The sequence below is a fragment of the Allobosea sp. GW821-FHT12C12 genome, from assembly GCF_058807355.1.
In genome coordinates this window covers 14,754-32,379 of the sequence record NZ_JBXAQP010000025.1, presented here as the reverse complement: position 1 = coordinate 32,379, position 17,626 = coordinate 14,754, and the positions used below count along the sequence as shown (strand labels likewise).

Genomic DNA, 17,626 nt, shown 5'->3' with positions numbered 1-17,626 from the left:
CCGCGACGCCGCTGGAGGCGCTGCGCGCGAGCGTCGCCGCGACGGAGACGGCGATGGCCGAGGCGGACGGCGCGGCCGCCGCGGCCCGCGCCGCGCTCGCCGCGGCCCGCGAGCGGGAAACGCAGTTGCGCAGCCCCTTGGCGGAGGCCGACCGCACGGCGCAGCGGCTGGAAACCGAGATCCGGACGCTGCGGAAGCTGCTCGCGCCGGCGGCCGGCGACCTATTCCCGGCCGTGATCGAGGCGATCACCGTCGCCAAGGGGTTCGAGACGGCGCTCGGCGCGGCGCTCGGCGACGATCTCGACGCCGCGACCGACGCCGCGGCGCCGACGCATTGGCGCGAGACGCAAGCCGGCGGAGACGACCCGGCGCTGCCGGCCGGCGTCGAGCCGCTGGGGCGGCATGTCCGCGCGCCCGCCGCGCTGGCGCGACGACTGGCGCAGATCGGCGTGGTTGGGCGCGGCGACGGTCCGCGGCTGCGCGAGGCGCTGAAGCCCGGACAGCGGCTGGTCTCGCGCGAAGGCGACATCTGGCGCTGGGACGGCTTCGTGAGCGCGGCCGAGGCGCCCTCTCCCGCCGCCCGGCGGCTCGCCGAGAAGAACCGGCTCGGCGATCTGGAACGCGAGGCGCAGGCTGCGCGCGAGGCGGCGGAAGCCGCGCGCGACGGGCTCGATGCGGCGGCGCTCGCGGCACGCCAGTCGGCCCAGGCCGAGGCCACGGCCGTGGAGGCGGTGCGGCTGTCGCGCCGGGCGCTCGATCAGGCGCGCGAGCAGCTTGCCGCGGCGGAGCGCAAGGCCGGCGAGGTCGCGGCCAGGCGGTCGGCGCTGACCGAGGCGATCGGCCGGCTCGGCCAGGGCATGGCCGAGGCGGCCATGCAGGCGAGCGCGCAGGAAGAGGCAATCGCCGCGCTGCCGCCCTCGACCGAGCTCGATCACGCGCTGTTGCAGGCGCGCGCCGTGTTGGCCGAGCGCCGTTCCACGGCTTCGGACGCCCGCGCCCGGGTCCAGACGCTGGCGCGCGAGGCGGAGCTGAGGACGCGCCGCCGGGCTGCGATCGCATCGGAGATCGCGGCCTGGCGCGAGCGCGCGGCGGCCAGCGGCCGGAGCATCGAGGAGATGCGCGCCCGGATCGCGGCGATCGCAGACGAGCAGGCGGCGTTGCTGGAGGCGCCCGACACCTATCTGGTCGAGCGCCGGAGGCTCGTCGCCGGGATCGAACTGGCCGAAGCGGCGCGACGCGCGGCGGCCGACGCGTTGGCCGCGGGCGAGACCGCCCTGGCGGAGGCCGACCGGCAAGCGCGGGCCGGCCTCGAAGGGCTCGCCGGCGCGCGCGAGGCCCGCGCCGCGACCGACGCCAGGCTGGAGGCGGCGCGCCAGCGCGTCGCCGATGTCGAGCGGCAGATCGGGGACGGGCTGGAGACGACGCCGGCGGGCCTGGGCAAGATCGCCGGCGTGGCGGCGGGCGAGACGCTGCCGCAAGCGGAGGCGGTCGAGCGGCGGCTCGCCGGACTGAAGGCCGAGCGCGAGCGGCTCGGCGCGGTCAACCTGCGCGCCGAGGACGAACTGTCGGAGGTCGCTGGCAAGCGCGAGAGCCTGTCGGCCGAGCGCGACGACCTGACCGAGGCGATCCGCCGGCTGCGGCAGGCGATCGGCGCGCTCAACCGCGAGGGCCGCGAGCGCCTGCTCGCCGCCTTCGAGATCGTCAACGGCCATTTCCAGCGGCTCTTCGGCGTGCTCTTCGGCGGCGGCACCGCCGAGCTCACGCTGGTCGATTCGGACGATCCGCTGGAAGCCGGCCTCGAGATCGTCGCCCGCCCGCCGGGCAAAAAGCCGCAGGTGATGACACTGCTCTCGGGCGGCGAGCAGGCGCTGACCGCGACCGCGCTGATCTTCGCCGTGTTCCTGACCAATCCCTCGCCGATCTGCGTGCTCGACGAGGTCGACGCCCCGCTCGACGACGCCAATGTCGAGCGCTATTGCGGCCTGCTCGACGAGATGGCGAGGACGACGCAGACGCGCTTCATCCTGATCACCCACAATCCCATCACCATGGCGCGGATGGACCGGCTCTTCGGCGTCACCATGGCCGAGCGCGGCGTCAGCCAGATGGTCTCGGTCGATCTCGACACCGCCGAGCGCATCCGCGAGGCGGTCTGAGATTGCCCGGCGGAACTGCGCTTGCCTCCCCGCTCACCTTCGAGATTTTTTCATGCCCCAGAACGATCCAGGCGGCCCCGACGAGGCCGAATTGTCGCGCCGGCTGGACCAGCTCGGGGCCGGCCTGCGCCAGGCCGATCCCCGCCGGGGCGAGGCCGCCGGACCAGCCGGCCGATCCGCCGGCATGTCCGGAATCGGGCAGGCGATGCGGCTCTCGACCGAGTTCATCGCCGGCATCGTCGTCGGCGCCGGCGCCGGCTGGACGCTCGACCGCTGGCTCGGGACCGGGCCCTGGGGGATGATCGTGCTGCTGCTGCTGGGAACCTGCGCGGGTTTTTTCAACGTTGCGCGCGCAGCGGGGTTGATGAAATCTCGCACTGGCGATAAGTCGAGCCCCAAGTAGAGACCCGGAGGCCCGTCAGGCCCGATCCGGCAGCGGAGCTGAAGGCGAGAGATGGCCAGTCCGATCGAACAATTCGAGATCAAGCCGATCATTTCGTTCGGCAAGATCGGCAAGAGCGAGATCGCCTTCACAAACTCCGCGCTGTTCATGGTGCTCGCGGTCGCGCTGATCGTCCTGCTCTTCGTCTATGGCACGCGCAACCGTTCGCTGATCCCCGGCCGCATCCAGTCGCTGGCCGAGATGGGCTATGAATTCGTCGCGAATACGGTGCGGGACTCGGCCGGGCACGACGGCATGAAGTTCCTGCCGCTGGTGTTCTCGCTCTTCATGTTCGTGCTGTTCTGCAACATGCTCGGCATGGTGCCCGGCGCCTTCACGGTGACGAGCCATCTGATCGTCACCGCCGCGCTCGCCGCGCTCGTGATCTTCACCGTCATCATCTACGGCATCTACAAGCACGGCGCGCATTTCCTCGGGCTGTTCGTGCCGTCGGGCGTGCATCCGCTGATGCTGATCATCCTCGTGCCGATCGAGGTGATCTCCTTCGTCTCGCGGCCGATCTCGCTCTCGGTGCGTCTCTTCGCCAACATGCTGGCCGGACATATCGCGCTCAAGATCTTCGCCGGCTTCATCGCCACCCTGCTCTTTGCCGGCGGCTGGGCGTTGCTCTCGCCGCTGCCGCTCGCGCTCACCGTCGCGCTGACCGCCCTCGAATTCCTCGTCGCCGTGCTGCAGGCCTATGTCTTCGCCGTCCTGACCTGCATCTATCTCCACGACGCCCTGCATCCCGGCCACTGACCTCGGTCAGCGGCAGGTAGTCCTCCACCCTTCCTTATCCAGAACCAGACCTTTCAAGGAGTTTTTCCCATGGATCCGATCGCTGCCAAGTACATCGGCGCTGGTCTCGCTTGCCTCGGCATGGCCGGCGCGGGCATCGGCCTCGGCAACCTGTTCGGCCAGTTCCTCTCGGGCGCGCTGCGCAACCCCTCGGCGGCCGAAGGCCAGCGCGGCACGCTGCTGCTCGGCTTCGCGCTGACGGAAGCGCTCGGCATCTTCTCGCTGCTGATCGCGCTGCTGCTGCTGTTCGCGGTCTGATCGACGAGCCCTGTTCCCGAAAGCCGCGCCGCCGACCGCCCGCGATCGGCGGCGCGCCATGAGGTTCCAAGATGGCGACGCCAGCCACCACCACGACAGGCACCACCGCCCCTGGCGGAGCGCCCGCACCCGGCGGGGCGTTTCCGCCGTTCCAGAGCGAGACCTTCGCCTCGCAGTTGCTCTGGCTGGCGATCACCTTCGGCTTTCTCTACTGGGTCGTGGACAAGGTCATCGTGCCGCGACTCGGCGGCATCCTGGCCGACCGCGCCTCGCGGATCGGCAGCGACCTGAACGAGGCCGCCGCCATGAAGGCGAAGGCCGAAAAGGCCGGCGCAGCCTATGAGAAGTCCCTGAGCGAGGCCCGGGCGAAATCGCAGGCGATCGCGCAGGAGACGCGCGACGCGGTCAACGCCAAGAGCGACGCCCGCCGCAAGAGCGTCGAGGCCGACCTCGCCGCCAGGCTCGCCGAGGCCGAGGCCAAGATCGTGGCCATGAAGTCCGGGGCCATGGGCAATGTCGCCAGCATCGCCTCCGAAACGGCGGCCGCGATCGTGGCGCGACTGACCGGCACGGCGCCGAGCAAGGCCGTCGCCGACGACGCGGTCAAGACCACGGCCAAGGGGTGAGCGGACCATGCTGAGCAACCCGACCTTCTGGGTCCTGATCGCGACGGCGATCTTCGTCGGCCTCGCCGTCTACATGGGCGCGGCCAAGGCCGTGACCGCGGCGCTGGACAAGCGCGGCGAGATGATCGCCGCCGAACTCGCCGAGGCGCGCCGTCTGCGCGAGGAGGCCGCCGCGATCCTGGCCGCCTACGAGGCCAAGCGGAAGGCCGCCGAGGCCGAGGCCGAGCAGATCGTCTCGGCCGCGCGCGAGGACGCCGAGCGCCTGGCCAGCGAAGCCGAGGCCAAGCTCGCCGATTTCGTCACCCGCCGCACCAAATCCGCCGAGGACAAGATCTCGCAGGCCGAGATCCAGGCCGAGGCCGAGGTGCGCACGGCGGCGGCCGAAGCCGCGACACGGGCGGCCGAGGTGATCCTGCGCAGCCAGATGGCCGGCAAGACCGAAGAGACGCTCTTCGCCGCCGGGCTCGGCGAGGTGAAGTCGAAGCTGAACTGAGGCTTAACGTCGCGGACCAGCTTTTTTATAACAATGCCGTCGAAAATATGCCGCGATCCCTCGGGACCGCGGCATTTTCGTTTCAATCTTGAGATTTCGCGCCCGGAAACATCTTCCGTCATCCCGGGCTTGACCCGGGATGACGCGGTGGTTTCTGGAAAGACCCAAGTATGATTTTTTCAGTTGCCCGCCGCGGCGCTTCTGGCCGGGACGGGCCTGGCCTCGGTCCCCGCGACCGGCGACGGGGCCGGCAGCGGCCGTGGCTTCGGCTTGCGCGGCTGGATCGTCGAGGTGACGATGCCCTGGGGGGTGTCGAGGCCGTAGATGTCCTCACGGAACTGGACCAGGCCGTCCGCGCCCTGCCAGCCGGTGAGATAGACCCAGGCGACCGGCACCGACTTTTTCAGCCGGATGTCCCTGCGCTCGCCCTTGGCGATCTCGGCCTCGAGCGCGGGAAGCGTCCACTCGGTGCCCTCGAGCAGCCAGGCGGCGAGATCGCGCACGCCCTCGATCCGGGCGCAGCCCGAGGAATTGAAGCGGACATCGTTTCGGAACAGGCTCTTCTTCGGCGTATCGTGCAAAAAGACCGCCTCGCTGTTGGGCATGTCGATCTTGAGCTGGCCGAGGGCGTTGTCGGGGCCTGGATCCTGCCGGACGGTGAAATAGGGCGCGGTCAGCCCGGCCCAGTTCACGGTGGCGGGGTCGATCTCGCGGTTCTCCGCGCCGATCAGCTTCATGTGCGACTTCGCCAGGAAATCCGGCTCCTTTCGCATTTTCGGGATGATGTCGGCCTTCACGATCGAGGTCGGCGCGGTCCAGTAGGGGTTGAGATTGACCGAGGTGATGCTGGCCTGCAACACGGGAGACTGCCGGTCGGCGCGGCCGACGACCGCGAGGTGGCGGCGCTGCACGACGCCGTTCTCGACCGCCTCGACGCTGGCGCCGGGAATGTTGACCACGACGTAGCGCTCGGCGAAGGCGAAACCCTTGCTCTTCAGCCGCTCCAGCGTCGCGGTGAGCTGGTTCAGGCGGGTCTCGACCGGCACGTTCAGCGCCTTCAGCGTCAGGCCGCCGACCGTGCCGAGATCGGACAGGCCGTGGCGGCGCTGGAAGCGCTTCACCGCCTCGACGACGGCCGCGTCGTAGACGTCTCCCGGCAGGGATGACGGCGCAAGATCGCCGCTCAGCATCAGCCGCTGCTTCAGCACCGCAACATCGGCCCCCCGCGAGTCGGGCTTGAGCGCCGTCACCGACGCGGGAACCCGAGGCCAGCCGCCGCGAGCGGCGATGTCCTCATGGGCGATCAGGGCCTCCAGGGTGCGGTCATAGGTGTTGGGGCCGTAGATCGGCTCGCTGGCGCGCGCGCTCCCCGCGCCCAGCAGAAGCGCGAAGGCGGCGGCAAGCGAGGTCTTGATCAAACGCACGGACATGGGCGGGTCCCGGACTGCGCCGATAGCGCGTGACGGGAGCTTCCCTCGCACATGGTCAAGGAAGCCTTAAGGCGACGGAAAAGGACGTATCGGAATGTTGCGGAATGCGTTGACAGAGTCACACCGCTGACCACATCGACCATACTGGTCACGCGCCGCTCGATGGCGATCTGGTGATCCGCTTCGACGGACGCATTCGCGATATCGATCTGAGACGGCGCGCTCCTGGGGAGACCTGATGGCGCTGTCCCAACGTATGGGAGTCAATGTCCACGCCATGGACGGGATGATCGCGGCGACGGCGGTCGCCCATGATCTGACATTGGCGACACGCAACATCCGCGACTTCGGGCGCCTGGCCTCAGCCTGATCGATCCCTGGTCGCGGACGTAAACCTCCGCCCCTACTCCGCCGCCTCCGCGATCGGCATAGGCTTCACCCATTTCAGCACCGGCTGCCTGGCCGCCCGCGTCTCGTCGAGGCGTCGGATCGGGGCGTGGTGCGGGGCGGCCGTGAAGCGGCTCTTGTCGTTTCCCTTCGCCGCCATGGCGAGGTCGCGCAGCGTCGCGACGAAAAGATCGAGCGAGGCCTTCGATTCCGACTCGGTCGGCTCGACCAGCATCGCGCCGTGGACGACCAGCGGGAAATACACCGTCATCGGGTGATAGCCCTCGTCGATCATCGCCTTGGCGAAATCGAGCGTCGAGACGCCGGCGCCCTTGAGCCATTCGTCGTCGAACAGCGCCTCGTGCATCGAGGGATGATCCGGATAAGGCAGCGACATCAGGTCCGACAGCCCGGCGCGGATGTAGTTGGCGTTGAGCACCGCGTCCTCCGACGCCTGCTTCATGCCGTCCGAGCCATGGCTGAGCATATAGGTCAGGGCGCGGACATACATCCCCATCTGGCCGTGGAAGGCGGTGATGCGGCCGAAGGGGACGTTGCCCTCGGGCGCCCCGGCCGCATGCTCGACAAGGCGCGGCCTGTCGCCGTCGAGATGGATGAACGGCACCGGCGCGTAGGGTGCGAGCCGCTCCGACAGCACCACCGGCCCGGAACCCGGGCCGCCGCCGCCATGGGGCGTCGAGAAGGTCTTGTGCAGGTTGATGTGCATGGCGTCGACGCCGAGATCGCCGGGCCTGGCCTTGCCGACGATGGCGTTGTAGTTCGCGCCGTCGCAGTAGAAATACGCTCCGGCCTCGTGCATCGCGGCGGCGATCTCCACGACCTGCGGCTCGAAGATGCCGCAGGTGTTGGGATTGGTCAGCATGATCGCGGCGACGTCGGGCCCCAGCAGGGCCCTGACGTCCTCGACCGCGACGGCGCCGTCGGCCCGCGCCGGCACCGGCCTGACGACGAAGCCGATCAGGGCGGCCGTCGCGGGGTTGGTGCCATGGGCCGATTCCGGCACGAGCACGACTTTCCGCGTCTCGCCCTCGCCCTTGGCGGCGATCGCGGCCTTGATCGCCATCATGCCGCAGAGCTCGCCATGCGCGCCCGCCTTAGGCGACAGCGAGACGGCCGGCATGCCGGTCAGCGTCATCAGGTATCTGGCGAGCTCCAGCATCAATTCGAGCGCGCCCGGCACGGTCGAGAGCGGCTGGAGCGGATGCACGTCGGAAAAGCCCGGCAGCCGCGCCATCTTCTCGTTGAGGCGGGCATTGTGCTTCATCGTGCAGGAGCCGAGCGGGAACAGCCCGGTGTCGATGCCGTAGTTCTTCTGGCTCAGGCGGACATAGTGGCGCATCGCCTCGGGCTCGGAGAGGCCGGGCAGGCCGATGCCGTCCTTGCGGGCGTGCCCGCCGAGCCGGGACTTGAAGGGAGCCGGCGCGTCGAGATCGACGCCGGTCGTCTCGTGATGGCCGATCTCGAAGATCAGCGGCTCGATCTGCTGGAGCGCGCGGTTGCCGGTGAAGGTGGGGCGGGATTCGGACGCGGTAGCGCCGGCCTGGGTGGGACGTCCCTGACGGTTCAGCATCACAGCACCTCCGCGAGCGCCGCGATAAACGCCGCCCGGTCCTCATCCGTGTTGACCTCGGTGTTGGCGACGATCAGCAGGTCGTCGAGCCCGGCGTCCGGCAGGAGTCGCGAGACCGGGACGCCGCCGAGCACGCCCTCTTGCGCCAGCGCCTCGACCACCTCGGCGGCGGGCTTCGACAGCTTCACCGTGAATTCGTTGAAGAAGGCCTCGTTGAGCACCTCGACGCCCTTCACCGCGCCGAGCATATCGGCGAGCTTGACCGCATTGGCGTGGTTGACCTGCGCGACCCGCTCCAGCCCGGCCTGGCCCAAAAGCGTCATGTGGATGGTGAAGGCGAGGCAGCAGAGGCCGGAATTGGTGCAGATGTTGGAGGTCGCCTTGTCGCGGCGGATGTGCTGCTCGCGGGTCGAGAGCGTCAGCACGAAGCCGCGCTGGCCGTCGGCGTCGACCGTCTCGCCGCAGAGCCGGCCCGGCATCTGGCGCAGATATTTGGTCTTGGCGGCGAAGAGGCCGACATAAGGTCCGCCGAAGTTGAGCGCGTTGCCGATCGACTGGCCCTCGCCGACGACGATGTCGGCGCCCTGCTCGCCGGGCGACGTCACCGCGCCGAGCGACATGACCTCGGTGAAGACAGCGATCAAGAGCGCGCCATGGGCCTGCGCCTTCGCGGCGATGGGGCGAAGATCGCGCAGATTGCCGAAGACGTCCGGCGACTGGACGACGACGCAGGAGACGCTGTCGTCGATCTGCGCCAGGATGTCCTCGTTCGCCGCGACATCGGGCGGCAGCACGATCGTGTCGTCGCTCGCCATCTCCGAAATCGTCTGGACCACGGCCGCGTAATGCGGATGCAGGCCGCCGGAGAGCACCGCCTTGCGGCGTCCCGTGACGCGGTGGGCCATCAGAACGGCCTCGCCCGTGCCGGTGGAGCCGTCATACATCGAGGCGTTGGCGACATCCATTCCGGTCAGCGCCGCGACCTGGGTCTGGAACTCGAAGAGATATTGCAGCGTGCCCTGCGCGATCTCGGGCTGGTAGGGCGTGTAGCTGGTCAGGAACTCCGAGCGCTGGATCAGATGGTCGACCGTCGCCGGGACATGGTGCTTGTAGGCCCCGGCGCCGACGAAAAACGGCGCCGAGGAGGCCGCGACGTTGCGTCCCGCCATGCGCCCCATGATGCGCTCGACCTCGAGTTCGCCCTTGGCGCGCGGCAGGTCGAGCGGAGCCTTCAGGAGCCGGTCCGCCGGAACGTCGGAGAACAGCGCATCGATATCGGGCACGCCGATGCGCGCCAGCATGTCGAGGCGGTCGGTGTCGGTCAGGGGCAGATAGCGCATGGGTGCTTCCGTATTGCGTTCGATGCAATCCAGGCCGTCATCACGGGCTTGACCCGCGATCCACCTGGAGCGCCGTCGATCCTCTATGATGGATCCCGGATCGGCGGGGCTTCGCCGCTTGTCCGGGATGACGGGTCGAGGCGGTCAGAGGGTTTTGACGTAATCCTGATACTCGGCCTCGCTCATCAGGCCCTCCAGCTCGGCGGCGTCCTTGAGCCTGAGCTTGACGAACCAGCCCTTGCCGGCCGGGTCCTCGTTGACCGCGCCGGGCGCGGCCTCCAGATCGCCGTTGACCGCGACGACCTCGCCGGAGACCGGGGCATAGACCTCGGAGGCCGCCTTGACGCTCTCGACCACCGCGGCCTCGCCGCCCTTGGCGACGGCCTTGCCGAGGCTCGGCAGCTCGACGAAGACGACGTCTCCGAGCTGGCCCTGGGCGTAGTCGGTGATGCCGACCGTGCCGGTGTCGCCCTCGATGCGGATGTATTCGTGGTCCTTGGTGTAGCGGGTCTCGGACATGGATTTCTCCCGACTGGAATGAGTGAAACGATCAGCGCTTGTAGCGGTTTGGGACGAAGGGCATGGGCGCGACGACCGCCGGCAGCGGCTTGCCGCGCACGATCAGGTCAAGCCGCGTGCCGGGAGCGGAATGGGCCTTGGCGACATAGCCCATCGCGCAGGGCGCGTTCAGGGTCGGGCCGAAGCCGCCCGAGGTGACCTTTCCGACGATCTCGCCGTCCGGCGTCGCGATCTCGGCGCCCTCGCGGGCCGGGGCCTTGCCCTCGGGCAGCAGGCCGACCCGGACGCGCGCGACGCCGTCCGCGAACTCCTTGCGGATGCGCGCCGCGCCCGGAAAGCCGCCCTCCTCGCGCCGGCGCTTCTGGATCGACCAGGTCAGCGCGCCCTCGACCGGCGAGGTCGTGGCGTCGATGTCGTGGCCGTAGAGGCACAGGCCCGCCTCCAGCCGCAGCGAATCGCGCGCGCCGAGCCCGATCGGCCTGACGCCGGCGTCGAGCAGCAGCGTGTCCCAGATCTCGCCGATGCGCCTGGCGTCGGCCGAAATCTCGTAGCCGTCCTCGCCGGTATAGCCCGAGCGGCTGACATTGGCCTTGATGCCGGCGATCTTCATGCTGCGCGAGCTCATGAAGCCCATCGCGGCGGCCTCCGGGGCGAGCGCGGCCAGCGCCGCTTCCGCGCCCGGCCCCTGCAGCGCGATCAGGCCGCGATGCTCGGCCCGGATCAGCTTCACATTCGGCGGCAGGCGGGCCTCGATATGGGCGTAGTCCTGCGTCTTGCAGGCGGCGTTGACGACGAGATAGAGCGCGCCGTCCTCGTCGGGATCGACCCCGCGCGTCACCATGAGGTCATCGAGGATGCCGCCCTCCTCGTTGAGGAGCTGCGAATAGCGCTGCTTTCCCGGCGCGAGGTTGAGAATGTCGGCGGGGATCAGCGCCTCGAGCGCACGCGCCGTGGTCTCGTGGTCGGGGCCGACGAGGAAGGCCTGACCCATATGCGAGACGTCGAACAGCCCGGCCTTGTCGCGGGTCCAGTTGTGCTCCGTCAGGATGCCGGAGGGATACTGCACCGGCATGTCGTAGCCGGCGAACGGCACCATGCGCGCGCCCAGCGCGACATGGCGGGCATGGAGCGGGGTCTTCAGCGGCGCGGGAGCGTTCGCAGCGTCGGTTTCAGCGGCCTCGGCAGCCATGGACGGCCCTTCCAGAGTCGAGCGCAAGCCCCGGACGGAAATCGTCCGGAACGCGCCCCCTCTGTCTTGGAACCTGAGAGATTTCCGCGATCCCGCCGCGAACAGCGAGGCGCGTTACACCCGTCGGTGGGCGGAATCGCTTCCGCCACTTTCCAGAGCGCCAGTTCCCACGCGGTCCGTTTGCCTGAGCGTTTCCGGGGCGGTTGCGCCTTCGGCGCCGAGCACGGTTGCGAATCCGGACCCGGTCTCTCCCGCGGGGATGTTGCGGCTGCCGGCACAGATACAAGACGCGCCGGCTTAGTCAATCGGAAGACTGCCATGTTTCGCGGCAGTCGCGTCTCTTGTCCGCCCGGCCGCCTATCTGCGGCGGGCGCGAACGGGCGTCGCTCCGCCCTGGCCGAGGCTGACGATGATCTCGACGTCGCCGCCGCCGGGCGGCACGGCGATGCCGTCCTCGACATGGACGAAATCCGCCCCGCCCTGACCTGCGGGGATCGTGGCGCCGACGCGGGCGCTGCGGCGGCCGACCACCGTGGTCCCGCGCAGGACCTGCGTATTGAGCGTCGCGCCATAGGCGCCGGCCCCGCCGGCCGGGCCGATCAGCACGCGGCCCTCGACGCCGACCTTGAGCGTGAAGCCGCCGCCGCCGGTGGGCTTGCACTCGCGCGCGACGTTGAGGATCGAGATCTGGTAGCGGAGACTGCCGCTGTCCTGGCCGGACTGGGCCCGGATCGCGGCCCCGCCATCGGCGACGATGACCTGCGGGCAGATCAGGGTTTCCTCGTCCTCGGGCTGGTCGACCCAGTTGGGATCGCGTTCGCGCGCAGGCCCGGTGGCCTGGGGCAGCGTCGTCGACTGGAACAGGAAGAGGTTGGTCATCTTCTGCGAGGCCGTCGGCTCGCCCGGCGCCGAGGACGAGGAGGAGCCGCAGCCGGCGAGACCGAGACAGAGCAGCGGAACGGCCAGGCGCAACGGCCGGGGCAACACGAACGCAATCACGGCAAATTCTCCACGCCGGGCCCGAATCCGGTCAGCGAGACGGGGATGCCGACGCCTTCCTCGGGCGTCTGGAACACGATGAAGGTGGCGCTCTTGCCGGATTTCAGCTGCGTCGTCAGCGCATCGTCCATCACGACCTCGGCGACGCAGCCCGTCGTCAGGCAGCGCACGAAGCCGGCGCGGCCGATATCCTTGTCGTCGATCTTGAGGCCGAGGCCCGAGGGCAGCAGCACGCCGAGCGGGGCGACGACGCGCAGGAGCCGGCTCTTCTGGTCGGCGGTCTTGAGCACGATCACGAGCAGGGTCAGGTTCGGCCTGTCCTCGGCCGCGACGTTCTGCACGAGCGCGCATTGCTCGGCCTTGGCGCCGGGAGGAACCTCGCAGCGCATCTGCCAGTCGCCGTGGGTCGCCTTGACGGCGCCCTGGGCCCAGGCCTTGCCGGCGAGGCCGACGCCATCCAGGCCGGCAAGCCCGAAAGCGGCGATCCCGCAGGCGAGAGCCGCACGCGTCAAGGCGGGTGCGATGCCGATGCCCATTCCTGCCAAACCTCCCAAAATCGGCGCCCGTCGCCGCCATTCCCGATCAGGACGGCAGAATTCAGGCAAAAAGCCGGTCCGCGCTCGGGCGAGGCCGGAACCGGCTCAAATCATGTCACCGTTGGGACCATGCAGGCCGTGCCCTGTCAAGGCGAGAGCCGTTTGCCCTCCGCTTTCCGGCGGTTTCCCGGTGGGTCGCCGGCCGGCCGATGCGTCCCTGCCTCGCGCGATTATGCCGCACGGCCTGCGCGAGAGGCTCGCATTGCCCCACTGGCGCAAGCGTGATCTTTGATTTATCGCAATGCCGAAGAGCGGGGCGGGCCAGGCGGCTGCCGCCCTCTCGCGCTTGGGGCATGCCGGGAGACGCAGGCCGCGAGCGGCACGATCGAGGAGCGATGTCGGACCCATGCGATTTCTGAGCAGGCATTTTGCAGCTTTGGCTGGCGCGGCGCTGGCAGTCACCGCGACGGCGGCCATCTCCGGCAGCGCGTCCGCCGCCACCGGCATGCCTTCGCCATGGCAGCTCAACCTGCAGAACCCGGTCACCGAGGTCGCGGCCTACATCAACTGGTTCCACAACTGGCTGAACGTCCTTATCTTCATCATCTCGATCTTTGTCCTCGGATTGCTGATCTACGTCGCCTGGCGCTTCAACGAGAAGGCCAACCCGACTCCCTCCAAGACGACGCACAACGCCCTGCTCGAAGTCGCCTGGACGGTGATCCCGGTCCTGATCCTCGTCGTCATCGCGATCCCGTCCTTCCGCCTGCTCAAGCTGCAGCTCGACATCCCGCAGGCCGATGTCACCGTGAAGGTGACCGGCAAGCAGTGGTACTGGTCCTACGAGTATCCGCAGGACGCCGGCGCCTTCGGCTTCGATTCGATCATGCTCGACGAGACGCAGCGGGCCGAGGCGATCAACAGCAAGAAGATCGCCGCCGCCGAGGCGCCCAGGCTGCTCGCCGTCGACAACGAGGCGGTCGTGCCGGTGGGCAAGGTGGTGCGCGTGCAGGTCACCGCCGCCGACGTCATCCACAAATTCACCGTGCCCTCCTTCGGCGTGAAGATCGACGCCATTCCGGGCCGACTCAACGAGACCTGGTTCAAGGCCGACCGCGAAGGCATCTATTACGGGCAGTGCTCGTTCATCTGCGGGCAGAACCACGCCTACATGCCGATCGCCTTCCGCGTCGTCAGCGCCGAGCGCTACGCCGCCTGGCTCGCCGAATCGAAGCAGAAATTCGCCAACGTCACGGACGCCGCCGGCAAGGTCGCGGCCTCCACGGACTGAACCCGCCCTGCGGATCGCCACGGTCCGCATCGAACCTGACCGACTGACGCGAAGCGCATTCGCACGAGGAGACCAACGCCATGGCAACAGCGGCACCGCACGCCCACGGCTACGGACATGACGACGGCCACGGCAACCCGACCGGGTGGCGTCGCTGGCTGATGTCGACCAACCACAAGGACATCGGCACGCTCTATCTGATCTTCGCGATCATGGCGGGCCTGGTCGGCGGCTTCCTGTCGATCATGATGCGCATCGAATTGCAGCAGCCCGGCCTCCAGATCTTCGCCAACGGCCAGAGCTACAACGTCTTCGTCACCGGCCACGGCCTGATCATGATCTTCTTCATGGTCATGCCCGCCGTGATCGGCGGCTTCGGCAACTGGTTCGTGCCGCTGATGATCGGCGCGCCGGACATGGCCTTCCCGCGCATGAACAACATCTCGTTCTGGCTGACGGTGGCGGGCTTCGTGCTGCTCGTGATCTCGATGTTCGTCGAAGGCGCCCCCGGCTCGAAGGGCGTCGGCACCGGCTGGACGCTCTATCCGCCGTTCTCGTCGTCGGGCCATCCAGGCCCGGCGGTCGATTTCGGCATCCTCTCGCTGCATCTCGCCGGCGCCGCATCGATTCTCGGCGCGATCAACTTCATCACCACGATCCTGAACATGCGCGCGCCGGGCATGACGCTGCACAAGATGCCGCTCTTCGCCTGGTCGGTGCTGGTGACCGCCTTCCTGCTGCTGCTGGCGCTGCCGGTGCTGGCCGGCGCGATCACCATGCTGCTGACCGACCGCAATTTCGGCACGACCTTCTACGACCCGGCCGGCGGCGGCGACCCGATCCTGTACCAGCACCTGTTCTGGTTCTTCGGCCACCCCGAAGTCTACATCATGATCCTGCCGGCCTTCGGCATCATCAGCCACATCATCTCGACCTTCTCCAAGAAGCCGATCTTCGGCTATCTCGGCATGGCCTACGCCATGGTCGCGATCGGCGTCGTCGGCTTCATCGTGTGGGCGCACCACATGTACACCGCCGGCCTGTCGCTCAACACGCAGCGCTATTTCGTGTTCGCGACGATGGTCATCGCGGTGCCGACCGGCATCAAGGTCTTCTCCTGGATCGCGACGATGTGGGGCGGCTCGATCCGCTTCACCGCCCCCATGCTCTGGGCGATGGGCTTCATCTTCCTGTTCACCGTCGGCGGAGTGACCGGCGTGGTGCTGGCGAACGCCGGCGTCGACCGCTCGCTGCACGCGACCTATTACGTCGTGGCCCATTTCCACTACGTCCTGTCGCTGGGCGCCGTGTTCGGCATCTTCGCGGGCTTCTACTACTGGTTCCCGAAGATGAGCGGCTACGTCATCCCGGACTGGGTCGGGCGCTGGCACTTCTGGGTCGCCTTCTTCGGCGCGAACCTGCTGTTCTTCCCGCAGCACTTCCTCGGTCTCGCCGGCATGCCGCGTCACTATGCCGACTATCCCGACGCCTTCGCCGGGTGGCAGTTCTGGTCCTCGATCGGCTCCTACATCTTCGCGGCCGGCCTGCTGATCTGGTTCTACGGCATCTGGCTCGCCTTCTCGAGGAAGGAACTCGCCGGCGAGAATCCGTGGGGCGAAGGCGCCACCACCCTGGAATGGACGCTGCCCTCGCCGCCGCCCTTCCACCAGTTCGAGACCCTGCCGCGCATCACCGGGCAGGATCACTGACAGCACGGCGGCGGGTTCGTCCGAGCCCGCCGCCGCCCCTCCCCCGAGCGCCTCCCGAGAGGCGTTCCGGCGACGGGCGGCAAAGCCGCTTTCCCTCGACCTCGCGCGGTTGCGCGACTTGACGACACGAGATCCCGTATTCCCATGTCCGCTGCGTTCGACACCATCGAGACCCGTTCCGAGGGCGTCGCGCCAACCTCGACAGCCGAGGCGCGCGACTTCTTCTCCCTGCTCAAGCCGCGCGTGATGTTTCTCGTCATCGTCACCGCGCTCGGCGGCATGGCGACGGCGCCCGGCGCGGTCCATCCGGTCATCGGGCTGGCCGCGCTGGTCGCGATCGCGGTCGGGGCCGGCGCCTCGGGCTGCCTCAACATGTGGTGGGACGCCGATATCGACGCGCTGATGACGCGCACCGCCAAGCGCCCGATTCCGGGCGGGCGCGTGCTTGCTTCCGAGGCGCTGGCCTTCGGGCTCGTGCTCTCGGTCGGCTCGGTGATCGTGCTCGGCCTGGTCGCCAATCTGCCGGCGGCCGGCATGCTCGCCTTCACGATCTTCTTCTACGTCGTGGTCTACTCGATGTGGCTGAAGCGTTCGACGCCGCAGAACATCGTCATCGGCGGCGCGGCGGGAGCCTTTCCGCCGATGATCGGCGAGGCCGTGGTCACCGGCGGTTTCGGCATCCATTCGTTCGTGCTGTTCGCCATCATCTTCCTGTGGACGCCGCCGCATTTCTGGGCGCTGGCGCTGCTCAAGGCGGCCGACTATGCGCGCGCCGGCGTGCCGATGCTGCCCAACGTCGCCGGGCCCGCCGCGACGCGCCGCCAGATCATGGCCTATACGCTTGCGATGGCCCCGGTCGCGGTGCTGCCGGCGCTGATGGGCTTTGCCGGACTGGCCTATCTCGTCGTCTCCGTCGTCAGCGGGCTCGCCATGATCGCGCTCGCGGTGCGCGTCCTGCGCGCGACCGAGGGCGAGGCGGCCTACAAGGCCTGCCATGCGCTGTTCGGGTTCTCGATCCTGTATCTCTTCCTGCTCTTCGCCGTGCTGCTGGCCGAGAACAGCCTCGGCCTGATGTGGACCCTGCCCAAGGTGGTCGGATGAGCGAGAATGGCAACAAGCCGGTCGCGGCCTTCTCGCCGGAGGACATGGCCCGGCGCAAGCGCCGCTCGGTCGCGCTCGCTTTCGTGCTGGCCGGGCTCGTCGTGTTCTTCTTCGTGGTGACGCTGGTGAAGACCGGCCCCGCCATCATGAACAGGCCGCTGTGATGGCGCCTGTCCAGACGGCGCGGCAGGCGACCGCGGCGAAGCGCACCGCGCTGATCTGCGCCGGCGTGGTGATGGGCATGACGGGCCTGTCCTTCGCGGCCGTGCCGCTCTATAACCTGTTCTGCAAGGTAACAGGGTTCGGCGGCACGCCGATGATCCGCAGCACGGAGGCCGACAGGACCTTGGACCGAACGATGGCGGTGCGCTTTGACGCGAATGTCGCGCCGGGGCTCGGCTGGCGTTTCGAGGCGGAAAGCCCGCAGGTCACGCTCCGGGTCGGCGAGACGAAGACGATATCCTACAAGATCACCAACCGCACCGACCGCGCCTCGACCGGGATCGCGACCTTCAACGTGCAGCCCAACCAGGCCGCGGCGCATTTCGTCAAGATCCAGTGCTTCTGCTTCACGGAAAACACGCTGCGGCCGGGCGAGAGCCTGGAAGCGCCCGTGGTGTTCTACATCGACCCCGAGATCGTCCAGAACCGCGAGCTCGACGGCATCAATTCGCTGACCCTGTCCTACACCTATTTCCCCTCGAAGGCGGGCCAGCCCGTGACCGAGGCCAAGTCCGGCGGCGGCGGGTGACGCGGGCGAA

Annotated in this window: 19 protein-coding genes and 1 riboswitch; of the genes, 12 read left to right on the top strand and 7 right to left on the bottom strand. The window is 68.7% G+C overall.

The window, feature by feature from the left end; all coding sequences use genetic code 11:
• The 6 genes from AC1RRW_RS21880 to AC1RRW_RS21855 form a co-directional block, all read left to right on the top strand.
• Window positions 1–2,156 (top strand): coiled-coil domain-containing protein (locus AC1RRW_RS21880; RefSeq protein ID WP_492903773.1); only part of this gene is annotated, 2,156 nt, incomplete at its 5' end.
• Window positions 2,157–2,208: 52 nt separating this feature from the next.
• The gene (locus AC1RRW_RS21875) at window positions 2,209–2,559 is read left to right on the top strand and encodes an AtpZ/AtpI family protein (protein ID WP_492903772.1); all 351 of its coding nucleotides are present in this window, start codon (window positions 2,209–2,211) and stop codon (window positions 2,557–2,559) included.
• 51 nt (window positions 2,560–2,610) lie between these two features.
• Complete coding sequence (locus tag AC1RRW_RS21870) at window positions 2,611–3,357, top strand: F0F1 ATP synthase subunit A (protein ID WP_492903770.1); 747 nt, start codon at window positions 2,611–2,613, stop codon at window positions 3,355–3,357.
• 69 nt (window positions 3,358–3,426) lie between these two features.
• Window positions 3,427–3,654, top strand: coding sequence for a F0F1 ATP synthase subunit C (locus AC1RRW_RS21865; RefSeq protein WP_114830240.1), 228 nt, complete (start codon window positions 3,427–3,429; stop codon window positions 3,652–3,654).
• A gap of 71 nt (window positions 3,655–3,725) precedes the next feature.
• Window positions 3,726–4,280, top strand: coding sequence for a F0F1 ATP synthase subunit B (locus AC1RRW_RS21860; protein ID WP_492903768.1), 555 nt, complete (start codon window positions 3,726–3,728; stop codon window positions 4,278–4,280).
• A 7-nt stretch (window positions 4,281–4,287) separates the two neighbouring features.
• Complete coding sequence (locus tag AC1RRW_RS21855; RefSeq protein ID WP_492903767.1) at window positions 4,288–4,773, top strand: F0F1 ATP synthase subunit B family protein; 486 nt, start codon at window positions 4,288–4,290, stop codon at window positions 4,771–4,773.
• A 179-nt stretch (window positions 4,774–4,952) separates the two neighbouring features.
• On the opposite strand, the gene AC1RRW_RS21850 is transcribed toward AC1RRW_RS21855, so the two are convergent.
• Window positions 4,953–6,203, bottom strand: coding sequence for a L,D-transpeptidase family protein (locus AC1RRW_RS21850; protein ID WP_492903765.1), 1,251 nt, complete (start codon window positions 6,201–6,203; stop codon window positions 4,953–4,955).
• Between the two features lie 238 nt (window positions 6,204–6,441).
• On the opposite strand from AC1RRW_RS21850, the gene AC1RRW_RS21845 reads away from it, so the two are divergent.
• Window positions 6,442–6,573: a hypothetical protein gene (locus AC1RRW_RS21845; protein ID WP_492903763.1), complete on the top strand. Its 132-nt coding sequence runs from the start codon at window positions 6,442–6,444 to the stop codon at window positions 6,571–6,573.
• 33 nt (window positions 6,574–6,606) lie between these two features.
• Here AC1RRW_RS21845 and gcvPB read toward each other — a convergent pair whose 3' ends face one another.
• The 6 genes from gcvPB to AC1RRW_RS21815 form a co-directional block, all read right to left on the bottom strand.
• Window positions 6,607–8,181: an aminomethyl-transferring glycine dehydrogenase subunit GcvPB gene (gene gcvPB / locus AC1RRW_RS21840; RefSeq protein WP_492903761.1), complete on the bottom strand. Its 1,575-nt coding sequence runs from the start codon at window positions 8,179–8,181 to the stop codon at window positions 6,607–6,609.
• Window positions 8,181–9,521, bottom strand: a complete 1,341-nt coding sequence (gene gcvPA / locus AC1RRW_RS21835) for an aminomethyl-transferring glycine dehydrogenase subunit GcvPA (RefSeq protein WP_492903759.1) — start codon at window positions 9,519–9,521, stop codon at window positions 8,181–8,183. The genes gcvPB and gcvPA overlap by 1 nt, the downstream gene beginning before the upstream one ends.
• Before the next feature lie 144 nt (window positions 9,522–9,665).
• On the bottom strand, window positions 9,666–10,040 hold the full coding sequence (gcvH, locus tag AC1RRW_RS21830; protein ID WP_492903757.1) for a glycine cleavage system protein GcvH: 375 nt from the start codon (window positions 10,038–10,040) through the stop codon (window positions 9,666–9,668).
• 31 nt (window positions 10,041–10,071) lie between these two features.
• Window positions 10,072–11,229 carry a glycine cleavage system aminomethyltransferase GcvT gene (gcvT, locus tag AC1RRW_RS21825; RefSeq protein ID WP_492903756.1) on the bottom strand — a complete coding sequence of 386 codons (1,158 nt, stop codon included), beginning with the start codon at window positions 11,227–11,229 and terminating at the stop codon, window positions 10,072–10,074.
• Between the two features lie 162 nt (window positions 11,230–11,391).
• A riboswitch (glycine riboswitch) is annotated at window positions 11,392–11,493 on the bottom strand.
• Window positions 11,494–11,586: 93 nt separating this feature from the next.
• The gene (locus AC1RRW_RS21820; protein ID WP_492903754.1) at window positions 11,587–12,228 is read right to left on the bottom strand and encodes a hypothetical protein; all 642 of its coding nucleotides are present in this window, start codon (window positions 12,226–12,228) and stop codon (window positions 11,587–11,589) included.
• Window positions 12,225–12,764, bottom strand: coding sequence for an invasion associated locus B family protein (locus tag AC1RRW_RS21815; RefSeq protein ID WP_492903752.1), 540 nt, complete (start codon window positions 12,762–12,764; stop codon window positions 12,225–12,227). The genes AC1RRW_RS21820 and AC1RRW_RS21815 overlap by 4 nt, the downstream gene beginning before the upstream one ends.
• A 406-nt stretch (window positions 12,765–13,170) precedes the next feature.
• Here AC1RRW_RS21815 and coxB point away from each other — a divergent pair, with 406 nt between their 5' ends.
• The 5 genes from coxB (at window position 13,171) to AC1RRW_RS21790 (ending at window position 17,616) form a co-directional block, all read left to right on the top strand.
• Window positions 13,171–14,055: a cytochrome c oxidase subunit II gene (gene coxB, locus AC1RRW_RS21810; protein WP_492903751.1), complete on the top strand. Its 885-nt coding sequence runs from the start codon at window positions 13,171–13,173 to the stop codon at window positions 14,053–14,055.
• Window positions 14,056–14,135: 80 nt separating this feature from the next.
• Window positions 14,136–15,764, top strand: coding sequence for a cytochrome c oxidase subunit I (ctaD, locus tag AC1RRW_RS21805; RefSeq protein WP_492903750.1), 1,629 nt, complete (start codon window positions 14,136–14,138; stop codon window positions 15,762–15,764).
• 144 nt (window positions 15,765–15,908) lie between these two features.
• On the top strand, window positions 15,909–16,865 hold the full coding sequence (locus AC1RRW_RS21800) for a heme o synthase (RefSeq protein WP_492903749.1): 957 nt from the start codon (window positions 15,909–15,911) through the stop codon (window positions 16,863–16,865).
• Window positions 16,862–17,029, top strand: a complete 168-nt coding sequence (locus AC1RRW_RS21795; RefSeq protein ID WP_492903748.1) for a cytochrome c oxidase system small membrane protein — start codon at window positions 16,862–16,864, stop codon at window positions 17,027–17,029. The genes AC1RRW_RS21800 and AC1RRW_RS21795 overlap by 4 nt, the downstream gene beginning before the upstream one ends.
• Window positions 17,029–17,616 carry a cytochrome c oxidase assembly protein gene (locus AC1RRW_RS21790; protein ID WP_492903746.1) on the top strand — a complete coding sequence of 196 codons (588 nt, stop codon included), beginning with the start codon at window positions 17,029–17,031 and terminating at the stop codon, window positions 17,614–17,616. Before AC1RRW_RS21795 ends, AC1RRW_RS21790 begins: the two co-directional genes overlap by 1 nt.
• Window positions 17,617–17,626: the final 10 nt, after the last annotated feature.